Source organism: Dyella ginsengisoli LA-4, from assembly GCF_000334915.1.
GTDB classification, from domain to species: Bacteria; Pseudomonadota; Gammaproteobacteria; order Xanthomonadales; family Rhodanobacteraceae; genus Dyella_A; species Dyella_A ginsengisoli_A.
Genome location: NZ_AMSF01000013.1, coordinates 35,403 through 51,536 on the forward strand (window position 1 = coordinate 35,403; position 16,134 = coordinate 51,536).

11 protein-coding genes and 1 pseudogene are annotated in these 16,134 nt (G+C 68.1%); 7 read left to right on the forward strand and 5 right to left on the reverse strand.

What is annotated here, in order from left to right; all coding sequences use genetic code 11:
• Nucleotides 1–31: 31 nt before the first annotated feature.
• From C693_RS0102295 to C693_RS0102310, 4 genes are all read right to left on the reverse strand, one after another.
• Nucleotides 32–1,936, reverse strand: coding sequence for a M61 family metallopeptidase (locus C693_RS0102295; protein WP_017460632.1), 1,905 nt, complete (start codon nt 1,934–1,936; stop codon nt 32–34).
• A gap of 67 nt (nt 1,937–2,003) precedes the next feature.
• Entirely contained in the window at nt 2,004–3,911 is a 1,908-nt protein-coding gene (locus tag C693_RS0102300; protein ID WP_017460633.1) for a M61 family metallopeptidase, read from the reverse strand.
• 280 nt (nt 3,912–4,191) lie between these two features.
• On the reverse strand, nt 4,192–5,676 hold the full coding sequence (locus tag C693_RS0102305; RefSeq protein ID WP_017460634.1) for an amino acid permease: 1,485 nt from the start codon (nt 5,674–5,676) through the stop codon (nt 4,192–4,194).
• A gap of 123 nt (nt 5,677–5,799) precedes the next feature.
• Nucleotides 5,800–7,062: a sterol desaturase family protein gene (locus C693_RS0102310; RefSeq protein ID WP_017460635.1), complete on the reverse strand. Its 1,263-nt coding sequence runs from the start codon at nt 7,060–7,062 to the stop codon at nt 5,800–5,802.
• 307 nt (nt 7,063–7,369) lie between these two features.
• On the opposite strand from C693_RS0102310, the pseudogene C693_RS0102315 reads away from it, so the two are divergent.
• The 7 genes and pseudogenes from C693_RS0102315 to C693_RS22480 all read left to right on the forward strand — a co-directional run bounded on the left by C693_RS0102315 (nt 7,370) and on the right by C693_RS22480 (nt 15,408).
• Nucleotides 7,370–8,908 (forward strand): annotated as a pseudogene (locus C693_RS0102315) (efflux transporter outer membrane subunit).
• A gap of 11 nt (nt 8,909–8,919) precedes the next feature.
• Nucleotides 8,920–10,080 carry an efflux RND transporter periplasmic adaptor subunit gene (locus C693_RS0102320; RefSeq protein ID WP_017460637.1) on the forward strand — a complete coding sequence of 387 codons (1,161 nt, stop codon included), beginning with the start codon at nt 8,920–8,922 and terminating at the stop codon, nt 10,078–10,080.
• Between the two features lie 274 nt (nt 10,081–10,354).
• Nucleotides 10,355–13,414, forward strand: coding sequence for an efflux RND transporter permease subunit (locus C693_RS0102325; RefSeq protein WP_017460638.1), 3,060 nt, complete (start codon nt 10,355–10,357; stop codon nt 13,412–13,414).
• A gap of 172 nt (nt 13,415–13,586) precedes the next feature.
• A complete protein-coding gene (locus C693_RS0102330) occupies nt 13,587–13,856 on the forward strand; it encodes a hypothetical protein (protein ID WP_017460639.1) in 270 nt (89 codons plus the stop codon).
• 129 nt (nt 13,857–13,985) lie between these two features.
• Nucleotides 13,986–14,240, forward strand: coding sequence for a DUF2164 domain-containing protein (locus C693_RS0102335; RefSeq protein ID WP_017460640.1), 255 nt, complete (start codon nt 13,986–13,988; stop codon nt 14,238–14,240).
• Between the two features lie 96 nt (nt 14,241–14,336).
• Nucleotides 14,337–14,759, forward strand: coding sequence for a hypothetical protein (locus C693_RS0102340; RefSeq protein ID WP_017460641.1), 423 nt, complete (start codon nt 14,337–14,339; stop codon nt 14,757–14,759).
• Between the two features lie 31 nt (nt 14,760–14,790).
• Nucleotides 14,791–15,408: a hypothetical protein gene (locus C693_RS22480; RefSeq protein WP_017460642.1), complete on the forward strand. Its 618-nt coding sequence runs from the start codon at nt 14,791–14,793 to the stop codon at nt 15,406–15,408.
• Here C693_RS22480 and C693_RS0102350 read toward each other — a convergent pair.
• Nucleotides 15,348–16,079: a lysoplasmalogenase gene (locus C693_RS0102350; protein ID WP_017460643.1), complete on the reverse strand. Its 732-nt coding sequence runs from the start codon at nt 16,077–16,079 to the stop codon at nt 15,348–15,350. The two genes, C693_RS22480 and C693_RS0102350, sit on opposite strands and share 61 nt — an antisense overlap.
• Nucleotides 16,080–16,134: the final 55 nt, after the last annotated feature.

Consider the following 16,134-nt stretch of genomic DNA (forward strand, 5'->3'; position numbering starts at 1 on the left):
GTCTGTGCACCAGCCGCAGGGGCTGACCGGATCAGCGGGCCTTGAACAGCTGGCTCAGCGTGTCCGGCTTGCTGGTGTCGCGCACCAGGTGCGGGTACTTCATGCCGCCGTGGTAGTCGATGCGCACGGTACGGTAGCTGTCGAACTCCTTGATCAGCAGCTCGACCGGCTTGGACTTGTCCTTGGCCGAGGCGCCGATCGCGTCCTTCATGGCATCGGCCGAGTACTCGTTGCCGTCCACCGCGACGATCTTCATCGACGGGCCGATGCCGGCCTTGAACGCCGGGCCGTCCCACAGCACGTCGTTGATCGAGCCGTCCTTGCCGACCGACAGGCCCAGCGAGTAGGTCAGGTCGACGGTGTGGCGACGTGCCTCGATGGCCTTGGCGGCGTCGGACGGCTGGTCGGTGTAGACCAGCTTCCAGCCGTGCTTCTCCAGGCCGCCGATCAGCGGACCGTGGCCATCCAGGCGGCTGCGCAGGAAGCTGGCCCAGTCATACGGCTTGATGCCGTTGAGCGTCTTGACCACGTCCTCGAAGGTGTAGGTGTTCACATTCCAGTCGCCGTTGTTCATGCCGAAGAAGGCCTTGGCGAAGTTGTCGATGCTGTCCTTGCCGCCACTGAGTTCACGCAGCTTGGCGTCCACGTCCAGCCAGATCATCGCGCCGGCGACGTAGTAGTCCTCGCTGGCCTGGTAGTTGCGGTACGGCAGCGGCGCGCGCTGGGCGATGGTCGGGTCGTTGGTGGTGTCCTGCACGTTGCGCCAGGTGGCCAGGCCCGGGCGGCCCTTGTCGTAGGTGGCGGCGGCGTAGGCCCAGATGTCGCGGGCCTGCTCCGGCGTCCACAGGCCGGCACGCGTGGCCATCACGTAGCCCCAGAACTGGGTCTGGCCCTCGTACACCCACAGCAGGGTGTCGCTCATCGGCACGTTGAAGTTCGGCGTGGTGAGGTCCGCGCCACGGCGGTACTTGCCGTCCCAGGAGTGGTTGTACTCGTGCGAGAACAGGTCGCGGGCGAAGATGTTCTTCTTGGTGTCGGTGAAGTAGTCGGCACTGACGCCGTCCTCGCTGGAGCGGTGGTGCTCCAGGCCGATGCCACCGAGCTTGTCGCTGAGCGAGACCAGGAAGTCGTAATGGTTGTAGTGGTGCGCGCCGTACAGCTTGTACATCTGCTGCACCAGCTCGCGGTACGGCTTGATCAGCTCGGGCTTGAAGTCGAGGTTCTTCGGCGCGTCGGCGAACAGGTTCATGCGCACCGGCACGCTGGCGCCCGGATTGAGCTCGAACTGCTTGTAGTACTTGCCGGCGAGCAGCGGCGAGTCGACCAGCGCGTTGTAGGTGATCGGCTCGTAGCTGATGGTGTCGCCGTTCTTCGAGGCCACGTGCAGCGCGGTGGCGGCCTGCCAGCCGGCCGGCAGGGTGACGCTGGCCTTGGCGGTGATCTGGCGGATGTTGTGGCCGGCCGGGTACACCGAGACCTTGTCCCACTGCAGGCTGAGCATCTCCGGGGTCATCATCACCCGGCCCTGGCGGCCGCCCTGCGAGGACAGGAACTGGAATTCGACATCGACCGCACTGGCGCCTTCCGGCACGTTGATGTGGAAGGCGTAGACATTGAGCGGGTCGCGCGTCCACTCGATCACCTTGCCGTTCGCCTTCACCGTGAGACCGGCGAACTTGTCGATCGGGCCGGTCGGCGAGTGGTTGCCCGGGATCCACTGCGGATACAGCAGGGTCAGCGGGCCCGCCGCGGCGGGGATGGTTTCCTGCACGCGGAAAATGCGCTGGGCGACATCGGTGGCATCGACGTGGATGCTCAGCGTGCCGGGGGCGTAGGGCGTGTCCTGCACCGGCGGCACGTTGTCGGCGTGGGCCGGAGCGGCGACGAAGCCGAGTCCGGCGAGCAGCAGGGCGGAGGCGAGAGCGGAGGTCTTCAAGCGGGCATCTCCTCGATGCGGGGAAGGAAGCGGCCGCCGGCGCGTTGCCGCACCGGCGGCCAGGCGATTACTTGCGGGGTGCGGCGATGGCGTCGAACAGGTCCTTGCCGGTGCTGCGGACCAGATGCGGGTACTTCAGGCCGCCGTGGTAGTCCACGCGGTAGGTGCTGTAGGCGTCCTCGTTCTTCACCAGCAGCTCGATCGGCGCGGTGCCGCCCTTGGCCGCGGTGACCGCGTCCTTCAGCGCGTCGGCCGAGAATTCCTTGCCGTTCACCGCCACCACGGTCAGCCCCGGGACCAGGCCGGCCTTGAACGCCGGGCCGTCCCACTGCACGTCGAAGATGCGACCGCTGCTGCCGACCGACAGACCCATGGAGTAGGCCAGGTTGACGCCGTGGCGCACCTTCTCCATCGCCTTGTCCATCGCGTTCGGCTGGTCGGTGTAGACCAGCTTCCAGCCGCTGCGCTCGATGCCGTGCTCGGGCAGCTCGGTGCCGACGTAGTCCAGCCGCTGGCGCAGGAAGCTGGCCCAGTCGAACGGCTGCACCTGGTTGAGCGTGTTCACCACGTCGTCGAAGGTGTAGGTCCGGGTGACGTAGCTGCCGTTGTCCATGCCGTAGAAGGCCTTGGCGAAATCATCCAGCGAATGCTTGCCGTGCGAGAGCTCGCGGATCTTGGTGTCCACGTCCAGCCACAGCAGCTGGCCTTCCGGATAGAAGTCGGTCCCGCGACGCCAGTTGATCCAGCCGCCGCCGCCGAAGTAGGTCAGCGGTGCGGCGTCGGCGGTGTCCTGCAGCGAACGCCAGCTGCGCCCGGTGCGGTGCGACATCGCCGCGGCGATCGAGGCGATCGAGTCGCGGTACTCGGCCGGCGACCACAACCCGGCGCGGGCGGTCAGCACGCCGCACCAGTAGTCGGTGAGGCCCTCGTAGACCCACAGCAGGTCGTCCTGCATCGGCTCCATGAAGGTCGGCGTCCACAGGTCGGCCGGGCGGCGGAATTTGCCGTTCCACGAATGCACGAACTCGTGCGGCATCAGGCTGGCCGCGAGCTTGTGCATGGTGTCGTCGGTGAAGAAGTTGGCCGGCAGACGATCGTCGCTGGACTGGTGGTGCTCCAGGCCGAAGTGGCCGGTGTGGTCGGACAGGGTGAGCAGGAAGTCGTAGTGGCCGTAGTGGTGCGCGCCGAACAGCTTCAGCGTCTGCTGCACCACCGCGCGCTGGCCGGCCAGCTGCTTGTCGGTGAGCTTGACGTCGTCGGCACCGTCGCCGACCACGTTGAGGTGCACCGGCACCTTGGCGCCCGGATCCAGGTCCACCCGGTTGAAGTGCTTGCCGGCGATCAGTGGCGAGTCGACCAGGTTGTTGAAGGTGACCGGCTTGAAGGTGGTGGTGTCGCCGGACTGGCTGGCGATCTCCAGCGCGGTGCCGAACTTCCAGCCGGCCGGCAGCGTGACGCTGGGCGCGATGGTGATCTGGCGGGTGTAGTGGCCGGCCGGGTAGAACGCGGTCTGGTTGAACTCGACGTCCACCAGGTTCGGCGTGGACGAGGCGCTGGCGCCGAACTCGCCGCCGTCACCGGGCGAGAGGAACTGGAACGAGAGGTCGAGCTGGCTCACGCCCGCAGGCACGTCCAGGTGCAGCGCGTACATCTCGCGCAGGTCGCGGCGCCACGCCAGCTGCTTGCCATTGGCCTTGATCACCAGGCCGGTGACGTTCTGGATCGGGCCGGACGGCGCGTGCTCGCCGGGGATCCACTTCGGGTAGTACAGCGTCAGCGGGCCGGGCGTGACCGGGATGGTCTCGGCGATGCGGAAGATCTTCTTCGGTGCACCGGAAAGGTCCACCGCGAGGGTGAGCGTGCCCGGATACGGCTGGTCCACCGGTGCCGGCAGCTCGGCGGCATGGATCACCGGCGCGGCAACAGCAAGCAGCAACGCAGCGGACAGCAGGGAAAAGCGAGGAGAACGGCGCACAGGATTCACTCCGGACAGATGCCGGGACCGCGATGGCCGCTCCCCCGGCGACAGCCACGCCGGCAACCCGTCACGTCCTGTGGCGCGGGGTCGGTGTGGATCGAGCGGTCGATGGTAGGCCGAAGGTCATGGCCCCTCCCCCTGCCATTGGTCACACCGGAATCCTGTGCGTGAGGAGGGCAGTCCGGCGCAGGATGCTGCGAATGACCGCTGCAAAGCGAAGCGCCCGCCAGCCTTGCGGCGTGGCGGGCGCGGATGGGCGCACCAGGCGGCCCGTGACTTACGACTTCGCCAGCTCGCTGTGGCGGATGCCGTAGCCGAGATAGATGACCAGGCCCAGCACCATCCAGGCGATGAAGCGCCAGATGGTGATCATCGGCAGACCGCCGAGCAGCTGGAACTTCCCGTCGGCGAACCACGGCCAGCCGATGATCAGGAACAGCGAGAACAGCATGCCGGCCGGGGCCACCAGCCACAGCATCGGCGTGCGGAAGCGACGCTCCACGTTGGGCTGGCGTACGCGCAGGATCAGCACCGAGCCGCAGATGATGATGAAGGCGGCCAGCGTGCCGATGTTGACCAGCTCGGCCACCTCGCCGATCGGCAGGAAGCCGGCGACCAGCGCGGTGAACACGCCGAGGATCATCGTCGGGCGCGCCGGCGTGCCGTACTTCGGATGCACCTGGGCGAACCACTTCGGCAGCAGGCCGTCGCGCGACAGTGCGAACCAGATGCGTGCCGCGCCGAGCATGAAGGCGAACATCACGCTGGTGATGCCGGCGATCGCGGCGATCGAGATGATCGCGCGCACCCAGTGCAGGCCCAGCGCCTTGAACGCGGCATCCACCGGCGCGGCGCCGGCCAGCTCGGTGTACGGCACCATGCCGGTGAGTACCAGCGACACCGCCAGGTACAGCGCCATCGACACCGCCAGCGACAACAGCACCGCACGCGGCAGGTCGCGCTGCGGATCCTTCGACTCCTCGGCGGCGGTGGTCAGCGTGTCATAGCCGAATACCGCGAAGAACACCACGCTGGACGCGGCCAGCACGCCACCCCAGCCGAACGTGCTGACCCCGTCCTTGATCACCGCCGGCGGAATGAACGGATGCCAGTTGGCGGTGTTGACGTAGAACGCACCCACGCCGATCACCAGCGCCACGCCGATCACCTTGATGGTGACGATGGCGGTGTTGGCGCGCGCGCCCCACTCGGTCTTCACCGTGAGCATCCACGCGATCAGCAGGGTGATCGCCGCGGCGATCACGTTGAACACGTGGCCGTTGTCCGGATGATGCGGGTCATAGGCGCCCTGCGCCCACAACGGCAGGGTGACGCCGAAGATCTGCTCGATCAGCGCCTGCACGTAACCCGACCAGCCGATCGCCACCACGCCGACGATCAGCGCGTACTCGACCAGCAGGTCCCAGCCGATGATCCAGGCGAACAGTTCGCCGAGCACGGCGTAGCCGTAGGTGTAGGCGCTGCCGGTGACCGGGATCATCCCGGCGAATTCGGCGTAGGCCAGCGCGGCGCAGGCACTGCCCAGGCCGGCGATGATGAAGCTGAGCACCACGGCAGGACCGGCGTTGGCCGCGGCCTGTTGGCCGGCGAGCACGAACACGCCCACGCCGATGATCGCGCCCACGCCGATCGCGGTGAGCTGCCACAGGCCCAGCACGCGGCGGAAATCACCGCGCGAGCCCGCCTCCGATTGCAGCTGCTCGATCGACTTGTGACGCACCAGCTTGGCAAGAAAACCCATCATGTATCCCCTTGATACCGACGCATAACAGCCGGTGACTATAGCAACCCATTCCGCGAATTTCTTCACGGAAGACTAACGAAATCAGACATTTAGACGGCTATACGGCCAAACAGCCGAAATTCAGGCGTGCCCGGCGACGGACCCGCTGGACGCACCACCACCCGCGCGCGAGACCCAGGCCAGCGCCAGTGCGCTGAGCCCGAACACCGTCGCGAACGCCGCCACTACCGGCGCGCCAGGCAGCGCGAACCAGCCGCCGACCAGCAGCGGCGCGAGCGCCAGCGCGGACACGCGCAGCCCCTCCAGCCACGCGGCCGCCGGTCGCCCTTCCCACCACGCACCGAGCACGGTGAGGCTGAGCGCGATCACCAGCGCGTAGCCGAGCAGGATGCCCAGGCCGGCTCGCGCGGCCAGGCCGAGGAAGTGGGTGGTCATGCCCAGCAGCAGCGCGAACTGCACCAGGCCGTAGGCGGTGCGCGCACGCGACAGCGGCGGGTCGAAGCGCTCGCGGCCGATATCGAACGCCGGCTTCGGATAGCGCGCGGCGACGTCGGCCGGCCGCCAGCCCGGCGGCCGGAACCAGATCTGCAGCCGGTCGCGCCAGCGGCTCGCGCGGCGCGCGTCCTGCCAGGTCGCCCAGTACACCTCGAGATTGGCCCACAGCGGATTGAAGCTGCGCAGCGGCGCCCGCGTGCCGTACACCGGCCGATCCACGTCGTCTTCCTCGACGAAGGTGCCGAACAGGCGGTCCCACAGGATCAGGATGCCGCCGTAGTTGTGGTCCAGGTAGCGGTCGTTCACCGCGTGATGGGCACGGTGGTTGGACGGCGAGCAGAACACCCGGTCGAACCAGCCCAGCTTGCCGACCTGCTCGGTGTGCACCCAGAACTGGTAGAGCAGGTCGATCAGCGCGACGGCCACGAACACGCTCACCGGGTAGCCGATCAGCGCCATCGGCAGGTAGAACAGCCAGCCCAGCAGACCGCCGGTGGCGGTCTGGCGCAGCGCGGTGGAGAGGTTGTAGTCCTCGCTCTGGTGGTGCACCACGTGGGCGGCCCAGAGGATGTTCACCTCGTGGCCCATGCGGTGCAGCCAGTAATAGAGGAAGTCGTACAGCAGCAGGCCGCTGACCCACACCCACCAGGCGTCCGCGGGAAGCACGAACAGCGCCACGTGCTCCACGCACCAGGCGTACACGCCCACGGTCAGCACCTTGAGGAACACCCCGGCCAGTTGCGAGATCACGCCCAGCCCGATGCTGGTGACCGCGTCGTTGCCACGATAGGCGCTACGCCCCCGCAGCTTAGCCACCAGCAGCTCGACGCCGATCAGCGCGAAGAACACCGGCGTGGCGAAGGTGATGACGGTCTCGGCGGAAATCATCGCGTCGTTTCCTCGGGGGGATGGCGGTCGTCCGGGACACGGTCGATAGGCGATCGGCGCATGGGGGCTTCCGTCATGGTCTGACCGCGATCATAGCCAAGCAGGTGCAGGACAGCCCCGGGTGTCGAAATCGGCACCAACGATTCGTCGCCTTGTTACCTGAGACCACCGTGCAGGCGTAAAGCGGCCGGGCGCGCTCGGCTACGAAATCAAGATTTTTCGCTCCATGACTGACGACATGCATATGTAAACTGATTGGTGTGGTATTGTCCCGCCCCGCTTCCCGCCCCTATTCCAGGTAGCCGCCTTGCTCCGCCAACCCGCTCTGCCAGCGCTCCGCCCGCTCGCCCGCAGCCTGCAATTTCTTGCGCTGACGGCCCTCCCCCTCTGGCTCGCCGGCTGCGCCGTCGGACCGGACTACCGGCGTCCCGATGCACCGGCGGTCGAGCGTTTCACCCACGATGCCCTGCCCGCAGCCACCGCGATGGCCGACACGGCCGATGGCGATGCGCAGCGCTTCCTCGCCGGGCGCGACGTGCCGGAACGCTGGTGGGCCACCTTCGGCAATGCCGAACTGGACCGCCGCGTGCAGCAGGCGCTCGCGCACAGTCCGACGATCGCCTCGGCCCAGGCCGCCCTGCGCCAGGCGCAGGAGAACGCCCGCGCCGCCGGCGGTGCGTTGTTCCCGTCGGTCGACGCCTCCGCCGGCGCCACCCGCGAGAAGCAGTCGGCCGCCGCCTCGGGCGTGCCGGGCGGGGCCGGCCCGTTCACCCTGTACAACGCCTCGGTCAACGTCGGCTACACGCTGGACCTGTTCGGCGGCGTGCGCCGCGGCATCGAGGCCCAGCAGGCACAGGCGGATTACCAGCAGGCGCAGCGGGATTCCACCTATCTCACCCTGGCCGGCAACGTGGTCACCGCCTCGCTGCAGGAGGCCTCGCTGCGCGAGCAGGTGCGCGCCACCGCGCAGATCGTCGACTGGCAGCGCAAGACGCTGGACATCGCCGAGCAACAGCAGAAGATCGGCGCCCGCTCGCTGTCCGACACGCTGGCCGTGCGTGCACAGCTGGCCGCGACCGAGGCCACGCTGCCGCCGCTGCGCGCCCAGCTCGCCGCCGTGCGCAACCGCCTGGCCACCTACCTCGGCAGCACGCCGGCGCAGTTCGATGCCGCGCCGCTGGCGCTGGACGACGTGCGCCTGCCGCAGGACATCCCGGTCAGCCTGCCCTCGCAGCTGGTCGACCAGCGCCCGGACATCCGCGCCGCCTCGGCGCTGCTGCATGCCGCCTCGGCCCAGGTCGGCGTGGCCACCGCGAACATGCTGCCGCAGGTCACCCTGTCCGGCAGCGTCGGCTCGCAGGCACTCAGCGGCGGCGACCTGTTCTCCGCCGGCACCCGTGGTGCCTGGTCGCTGGGCCTGGGGCTGACCCAGCCGCTGTTCCACGGCGGTGAGCTGCTGCATCGCAAGCGCGCCGCGCAGGCCGGCCTGGACAAGGCCGATGCCGACTGGCAGCAGACCGTGCTGACCGCGTTCCAGAACGTCGCCGACGCGCTGCAGGCACTCGAGTTCGACGCGTAGACCCTGGCCGCGCAGGCCACCGCCGAGCAGGCGGCATCGAAGCGGCTGGAGCTCACCCGCGAGCAGTACCGCATCGGCGCGACCAACTACCTGAACCTGCTCGACGCCGAACGCAGCTACCAGCAGGCGCATATCACCCTGATCCAGGCGCGTGCCGCGCGCCTGTCCGACACCGCCGCGCTGTACACCGCGCTCGGCGGCGGCTGGCGCCGAGACGCCGCCGCGCCGATGGCGGCCACCGCTTCCCCTTCCAACGTTTCCCGATAAGGAGTTCGCGCATGACCTCGCGCGCAGACAAGAAGCCCAGCACGGCCAAGCGGATGATCTGGGTGATCCTGGGCACGCTCGCCCTGATCGCCGTGATCGTCGGCGCCAAGGTGCTGCTGGTGGTCAGGATGATCCACTCCATGCCCAAGCCGGGGCCGGTCACGGTGAGCACGGTGAAGGCCAGCGAGCAGGACTGGCAGCCTTCGCTCGACGCCGTCGGCAGCCTGCGCGCCGCCAACGGCGCCGACCTCGCCACCGAGGTCGCCGGGCTGGTCACCGACGTCCATCTCAAGTCCGGCCAGGACGTGAAGAAGGGCCAGCTGCTGGTGCAGCTGCGCGACGGCGACGAAGTTGCCCAGCTGCAGCAGCTGCAGGCCAACGCCCAGCTGGCGAAGCTCACCCTCGAGCGCGCCCGCAAGCAGTTGGCAGCACAGGCTATCAGCCAGGCCGACTTCGACACCGCGCAGGCCGACTACAAGGCCCGCCTGGCCGCGGTGGCGCAGCAGCAGGTGGTGATCGCCAAGAAGCAGCTGCACGCGCCGTTCGACGGCCGCGCCGGCATCATCACGATCAGCCCGGGCGACTACCTCGCCGCCGGCACCCAGGTGGTGACGGTGCAGCAGCTCGACCCGCTGTTCGTGGACTTCAACGTGCCGCAGGGCGAACTGTCGCGACTGAAGGTGGGCCAGGCGGTACGCCTGCACCTGGATGCCTGGCCGGGCCGCACCTTCTCGGGCCGGCTCAGCGCGATCAACCCCAAGGTGGATACCAGCACCCGCAACGTGCAGGTGGAGGCCACCGTGCCCAACCACGACAAGACGCTGACCCCGGGCATGTTCGCCAAGCTCACCGTGGATGTCGGCCAGCAGCGCCGTCAGCTCACGCTGCCGCAGGCGGCGATCGTCTACAACCCGTACGGCGACACCGTGTACGTGGTGCAGCCGGCCAAGGGCAAGGACGAACAGGGCAAGCCGAACGCGCCGACGGTCAAGCAGGCCTTCGTCACCACCGGCGACACCCGCGGCGACCAGGTGGCGATCCTCAAGGGCATCAGTGCCGGCACCGAGGTGGTGACCAGCGGCCAGATGAAGCTCAAGAACGACGCCACCATCACCGTCGACAACAGCGTGCAGCCGGCCGACTCCGCGCAGCCCACGCCGCAGGAGCAATAGGGTCCGCCCGCCGCCACCCAGCTGGTCGCGCCGCGGCCCTTTGCCCGCCATCGCGGGCATCGCGAGGACGATGTATGCCTTTACCGAATCAACCATCCACGCATCCCCGGGGGCAAAAGCCCCCGGCCCCGAGGGTTGCTCCGCAGCGCCCGCCAGCCGGCGGTGCGCACCTTGGCCATAGCGATGCTATGGCGCTGCGGCGCGCGCCTTGTCTGACAGACGCTGCGAAGACAACGCGATTCACCCGGATGACTGCGAGCGGACCCTACGCCCCATGAAATTCACCGACCTGTTCATCAACAAGCCGGTCCTGGCGATCGTCGTCAGCCTGCTGATCCTGGTGCTCGGCCTGAAGGCCGTCACCAGCCTCACGGTGCGCCAGTACCCGGAAACCGAGAACGCCACCGTCACCGTCACCACCGCCTACTACGGCGCCGACGCGCAGACCATGGCGGGCTTCATCACCCAGCCGCTGGAGCAGGCGATCTCGCAGGCGCAGGGCATCGACTACCTGTCCTCCACCAGCGTGCAGGGCGTGTCGACCATCACCGCCACGCTGCGCCTGAACTACGACGCCAACCGCGCGCTCACCGAGATCACCACCCAGGTGAACTCGGTGAAGAACCAGCTGCCGCCGCAGGCCCAGCAGCCGGTGCTCACGGTGCAGACCGGCGAGACCGTCGACGCGATGTACATGGGCTTCTACAGCGACGTGCTGCCCACCAACAACATCACCGACTACCTTTCGCGCGTGGTCAAGCCGAAGCTGGACTCGATCCCCGGCGTGCAGACCGCCGAGCTGCTCGGCGCGCGCAACTTCGCCCTGCGCGCCTGGCTCGACCCGGCCAGGATGGCGGCCCACGGCGTCACTGCCGCGGACGTCAACAACGCACTGGCGGCCAACAACTACCTGGCCGCGGTCGGCTCGTCGAAGGGCCAGGCGGTCACCGTCGACCTCACCACCGACAGCGACCTGCACACGGTCGAGCAGTTCAAGCAGCTGGCGGTCAAGCAGGTCCATGGCGCCATCGTGCGGCTGGAGGACGTGGCCAAGGTGACGCTGGGCTCGGACAGCTACGACTTCAACGTGGCCTTCAGCGGCAAGCGCTCGGTGTTCATCGGCATCAAGGTGGCGCCGGACGCCAACGTGCTCGACGTGGCCAAGCAGGTGCGCGAGTCGTTCCCGGAGATCCAGCACCAGCTGCCCAGTGGCCTGACCGGCGAGATCGTCTACGACGGCACCGAGTTCGTGAACAGCTCGATCGACGAGGTGATCAAGACCCTGGTCGAGGCGCTGGTGATCGTCACGCTGGTGATCTTCCTGTTCCTCGGCAGCCTGCGCGCGGTGATCATCCCGGTGATCGCGATGCCGCTGTCGCTGGTCGGCACCTTCTTCGTGATGCTGGCGCTGGGCTACTCGATCAACCTGCTGACCCTGCTGGCGCTGGTGCTGGCGATCGGCCTGGTGGTGGACGACGCGATCATCGTGGTGGAGAACGTCGACCGCCACATGAAGGAGGAGCACAAGACCCCGCTGCAGTCGGCTTTGCTGGCCGCGCGCGAGCTGGGCGGACCGATCCTGGCGATGACCGTGGTGCTGATCGCGGTGTACGTGCCGATCGGCTTCCAGAAAGGTCTCACCGGCGCGCTGTTCACCGAGTTCGCGTTCACCCTGGCCGGCGCGGTCACGGTGTCGGCGGTGGTCGCACTGACGCTGTCGCCGATGATGTGCGCGACGTTCTTCCGCGGCGACCAGGACGAAGGTCGCTTCGTGAAGTTCATCGACCACCAGTTCGAGCGCGTGCAGCGCGGCTACAAGCGCATGCTGCACGGCACGCTGTCGACCTGGTCGGTGGTGATCGTGATGTCCGCCCTGCTGCTGCTGGCGACCATCGCGCTGGGCATGACCGCGCAGTCGCAGCTGGCGCCGGAGGAGGACCAGGGCATCGTCGCCGGCCAGATCGTCGGCGCGCCGAACGCCACCGCGCAGCAGATGAACGTCTACGCCGAGCAGATGTACGCGGCGGCGAAGAAGCTGCCGGAGTACGAGCAGATGTTCCAGCTCACCGGCGTGCCGACCACCAACCAGGGCATCGGCGGCGTGCTGTTCAAGCCGTGGGACCAGCGCAGCCGCAGCGCGCACGAACTGCAGCAGGAGCTGCAGGCTGCCTGGAACGGGATCGCCGGCGCCAAGGTGGCGGCGTTCCAGTTCCCGCCGCTGCCGGGCGCCTCGGGCCTGCCGATCCAGATGGTGATCACCACCACCGAGCCGTTCCAGAACCTCAACGAGGTCGCCAGCGAGGTGCTGGCCAAGGCGCAGGCCAGTGGCAAGTTCTACTTCATCGATTCGGACCTGAAGGTGGACAAGCCGCAGGCCACGGTGGCGTTCGACCGCGACATGATCACCTCGCTGGGCCTGACCCAGAAGGATGTCGGTGCCTCGCTGGGCGCGGCGCTGGGCGGCGGCTACGTCAACTACTTCTCGATCTCCGGCCGCTCGTACCGGGTGATCCCGCAGGTGTTGCAGGTCGACCGGCTCAATCCCCACCAGGTGCTGGACTACTACCTCAACACGCCGGATGGCCAGGTGATCCAGGCCTCGACGGTGGCGAGCATCAAGCACTCGGTGGTGCCGCGCTCGCTCAACCACTTCCAGCAGCTCAATTCCGCGACCATCTCCGGCGTGTCCGGCATGTCGCAGGGTGAGGCCCTGCAGTACCTCGCGGGACTGGTGAAGGAAGTGGCGCCGACCGGGTACACGGTGGACTACGCCGGCCAGTCGCGGCAGTTCGAGAAGGAATCCGGCGGCTTCGGCGGCACCTTGCTGTTCGCGGTGATCATCGTGTTCCTGGCGCTGGCTGCGCAGTTCAACAGCCTGCGCGATCCGATCGTGATCCTGGTGTCGGTGCCGCTGGCGCTGTTCGGCGCGCTGATCTTCGTCAACCTGTTCACCAGCCTCAACATCTACACCGAGGTGGGCCTGGTGACTCTGATGGGCCTGATCTCCAAGCACGGCATCCTGATGGTGGAGTTCGCCAACCACTCGCAGCTGGCCGGCATGAGCAAGCGCGAGGCGATCGAACACGCCGCCGCGGTGCGCCTGCGTCCGATCCTGATGACCACCGCGGCGATGGTGCTGGGCGTGGTGCCGCTGGTGATCGCCTCCGGCGCCGGTGCCGCGGGTCGCTTCAACATGGGCCTGGTGATCTCCACCGGTCTGGCGATCGGCACGCTGTTCACCCTGTTCGTGGTGCCGGCGTTCTACATGCTGCTGTCCACCGACCACCACGCGGACCAGGCGAAGGAAGAAGAGCCGCCGCTGCTGGAGGCCTGAGTCATCCGGCGACATCGCCGTCGGGAAGGCAAAAGGCGCGGGCAACCGCGCCTTTTGCTTTATCGGGCGCGCGCGAGCGGACATCGATTGACCGGCCGGCCCGCTCCACCGACCATCCGGGAACACGTCCCGCACAAGGGGTGCTCAGGAACGTGTCACCAAGGGGAAAGACATGCTCGCAGAGTACAAGCGCACCACCAACATCGGCGTCGGCCTGGGCCTCATCGGCTCGATCATCGGCCGCGTGCTTATGGAGTCGGGTAGCGAAGGTCTCGGTGTCCTGATCGCGCTGGTGGGGCTCGGCGTGTTCATCTGGGGATGCAGCCAGTACGCGAAGGCAAAGGGTCACTCGCCACTATGGGGCGCCCTCGGGATACTCAGCCTGATCGGTCTGCTGGTGCTGTTCTTCCTGCCGGACCGGCACAAGGGGGCAACCGCCTGACGCCCTTCCCTCCCGCTGCCGGGGCGGGAGGCACCGCCGCGATGACCGGGTCAGTGCGGACAGATGCACCGCCCATCCTTTTCCCGAACCGCCTGCGCGCCCCAGGCGCTGGGCGAGGCTACCTTCCCCATGACCGACATCACCTTTACCGCCGACGAGCGCGCCATCCTCGTTCGCAGGATCCAGGGTTACTTCAGCGAGGAACTGAAACAGCGCATCGGCCAGTTCGACGCGGAGTTCCTGCTCGACTTCGTCGGCCGGGAGATCGGCGCGTACTTCTACAACCGCGGCCTCTACGACGCGCAGGCCATCCTCGGCAGGAAGATGGACGATCTGCAGGACGCGATCCTGCAATTGGAGCAGCCGACCGAGTTCAGCCGCTAGCGGCCGGCCCCCTCATGCGATGCCTCTTGACCCGGGGCCATCACCGGGCGCTTTAATCCGCCTCGATCGTCCACTCGTGCTCCTGGAGGATGTCCCGTGAACAAGCCCCCGGTGTGGTTCTACGTCGTCGCCACCGCCGCCCTGTTGTGGAACCTGGCCGGCTGCGTGGCTTTCGTGGCCGATCTCCAGTTGGGTCCGGATGACATCGTGAAGCTGCCCGAGGCGCAGCAGGCGCTTTACCGCGCCCGCCCCGTATGGGCCCTGGTCGCGACCGGAGTCGCGGTCATCGGCGGCGCACTGGGCTGCCTCTGTCTGTTGCTGCGCAAGCGCTGGGCGACCGGTCTGCTGATCGCCTCCCTGCTCGGCGTGCTGGCGCAGGATGTCGGCCTGTTCGTCATGCTGGACGGCCTGAAGGCCACCGGCGGCCTGGCTCAGTTGCTGCAGGGTGCGGTATTGCTGATCGCCATCGGCCTGGTGCCGCTGGCGGGCATTGCCAGCGCGCGGGGCTGGACGGCCTGAGTCACGAAGAGCCGCTCGAGGCGAAGCGTTGATGAGCACCGTCGACAACCCCCGCCTGCTCGGCGTGGCCTGCCTGGCCGCACTCTGCACCATCGGTACGGCCTCCGCCCGGGAGTCGCTGCACCCCTGCGACGCACGGGACGGAATGCCTCCCCGCCTCGAGCAGTTCCTCGATGCGCAGGGCATCGATCTCTCCGATCGATGGGTCGCGCTGGCCGATCTCGACGGTGACGGGCGGGAGGAAGCACTCGTCTACCTGCACGGCCGCGACTGGTGCGGGAGCGGCGGCTGTACCCTGCTGGTGCTTCAGGAGCACCAGGGTGGATGGGATCGGATCTCGCAGATACCGGTCACCCGCCTCCCGGTCCGCCTGCTGGAGCGGCGGCGTCATGCCTGGCGCTCGCTGCAGGTCCGCGTGGGTGGCGGAGGAAGCCCCGCGCAAGACGCGGTGCTGGATTTCGATGGGCACCGTTACCCCGGCAATCCGACGACGGTGGAACCAACGTCATCTACGGACGGTGCGGGACGCACCTTGATCGACCCCTCGACCGATGGAACGCCGCGCTGCGAACGCGCAGTCATCGGCGATCAGCGGGCGCGGCCGGATCCGCGCCGCACCGACCACGCGATCAACCCGATCGCCGGGTAGTAGCTGCCGAGTATCCACAGCGCGGCCAGCGGCAGGGCGTGGCGGAAGCGGTCCCAGGCGATCAGGCTGTCGCTGGCCATGAACAGCACGGCACCGTGTGCGGCGATGCGCGACGGCATTGCCAGCGCATCGCCGTTGGACGCGTGTTGCCACGCGCGCCCCACCGCCTGCCCCGCCATGATCGCCAGTACCAGGGCGTAGACCGTCACCGGCGCGCGCAGCGGTGCGGCCACGTGCAGCCACAGCAGCCACAACAGGCCGAACGCGGCGAGCAGGCAGGCCAGCAGGCCGAGCGGACGTACGGCGAGACGGCTGTCGTCCAGCCAGGCCGCGATGAAAGCGATATGCCCGAGCAGGAACGCGGCCAGCCCCGGCACGAAGAAGTCGCCGGGCAGCATCAGCAGCACATCGCCGAGCAGGGCGAGGCCCAGGCCGATCAGCACACGGCGGCGATAGCGCAGCGACAGCGGCGGCCTCGCGCGCCAGGCCATCGCCAGCACCAGCACCGTCGCCAGCGGCTTGCAGATCCAGTGCAGCCAGCGCCAGCCGTCCGCGGTATCCGGTGTGGCCAGCAGGGCACCGAGGATGGCACCCCCCGCCGCGAAAGCGATCACCGCGACGAGGCCGACACGAACCCCTGGCGAATCGGTGTCAGAGCGGCCTGCGAGCATGCCGGGCATCCTTGGTGGCAACAGCCACCGATCATAGCGGGGCGCTGGCTTCGGG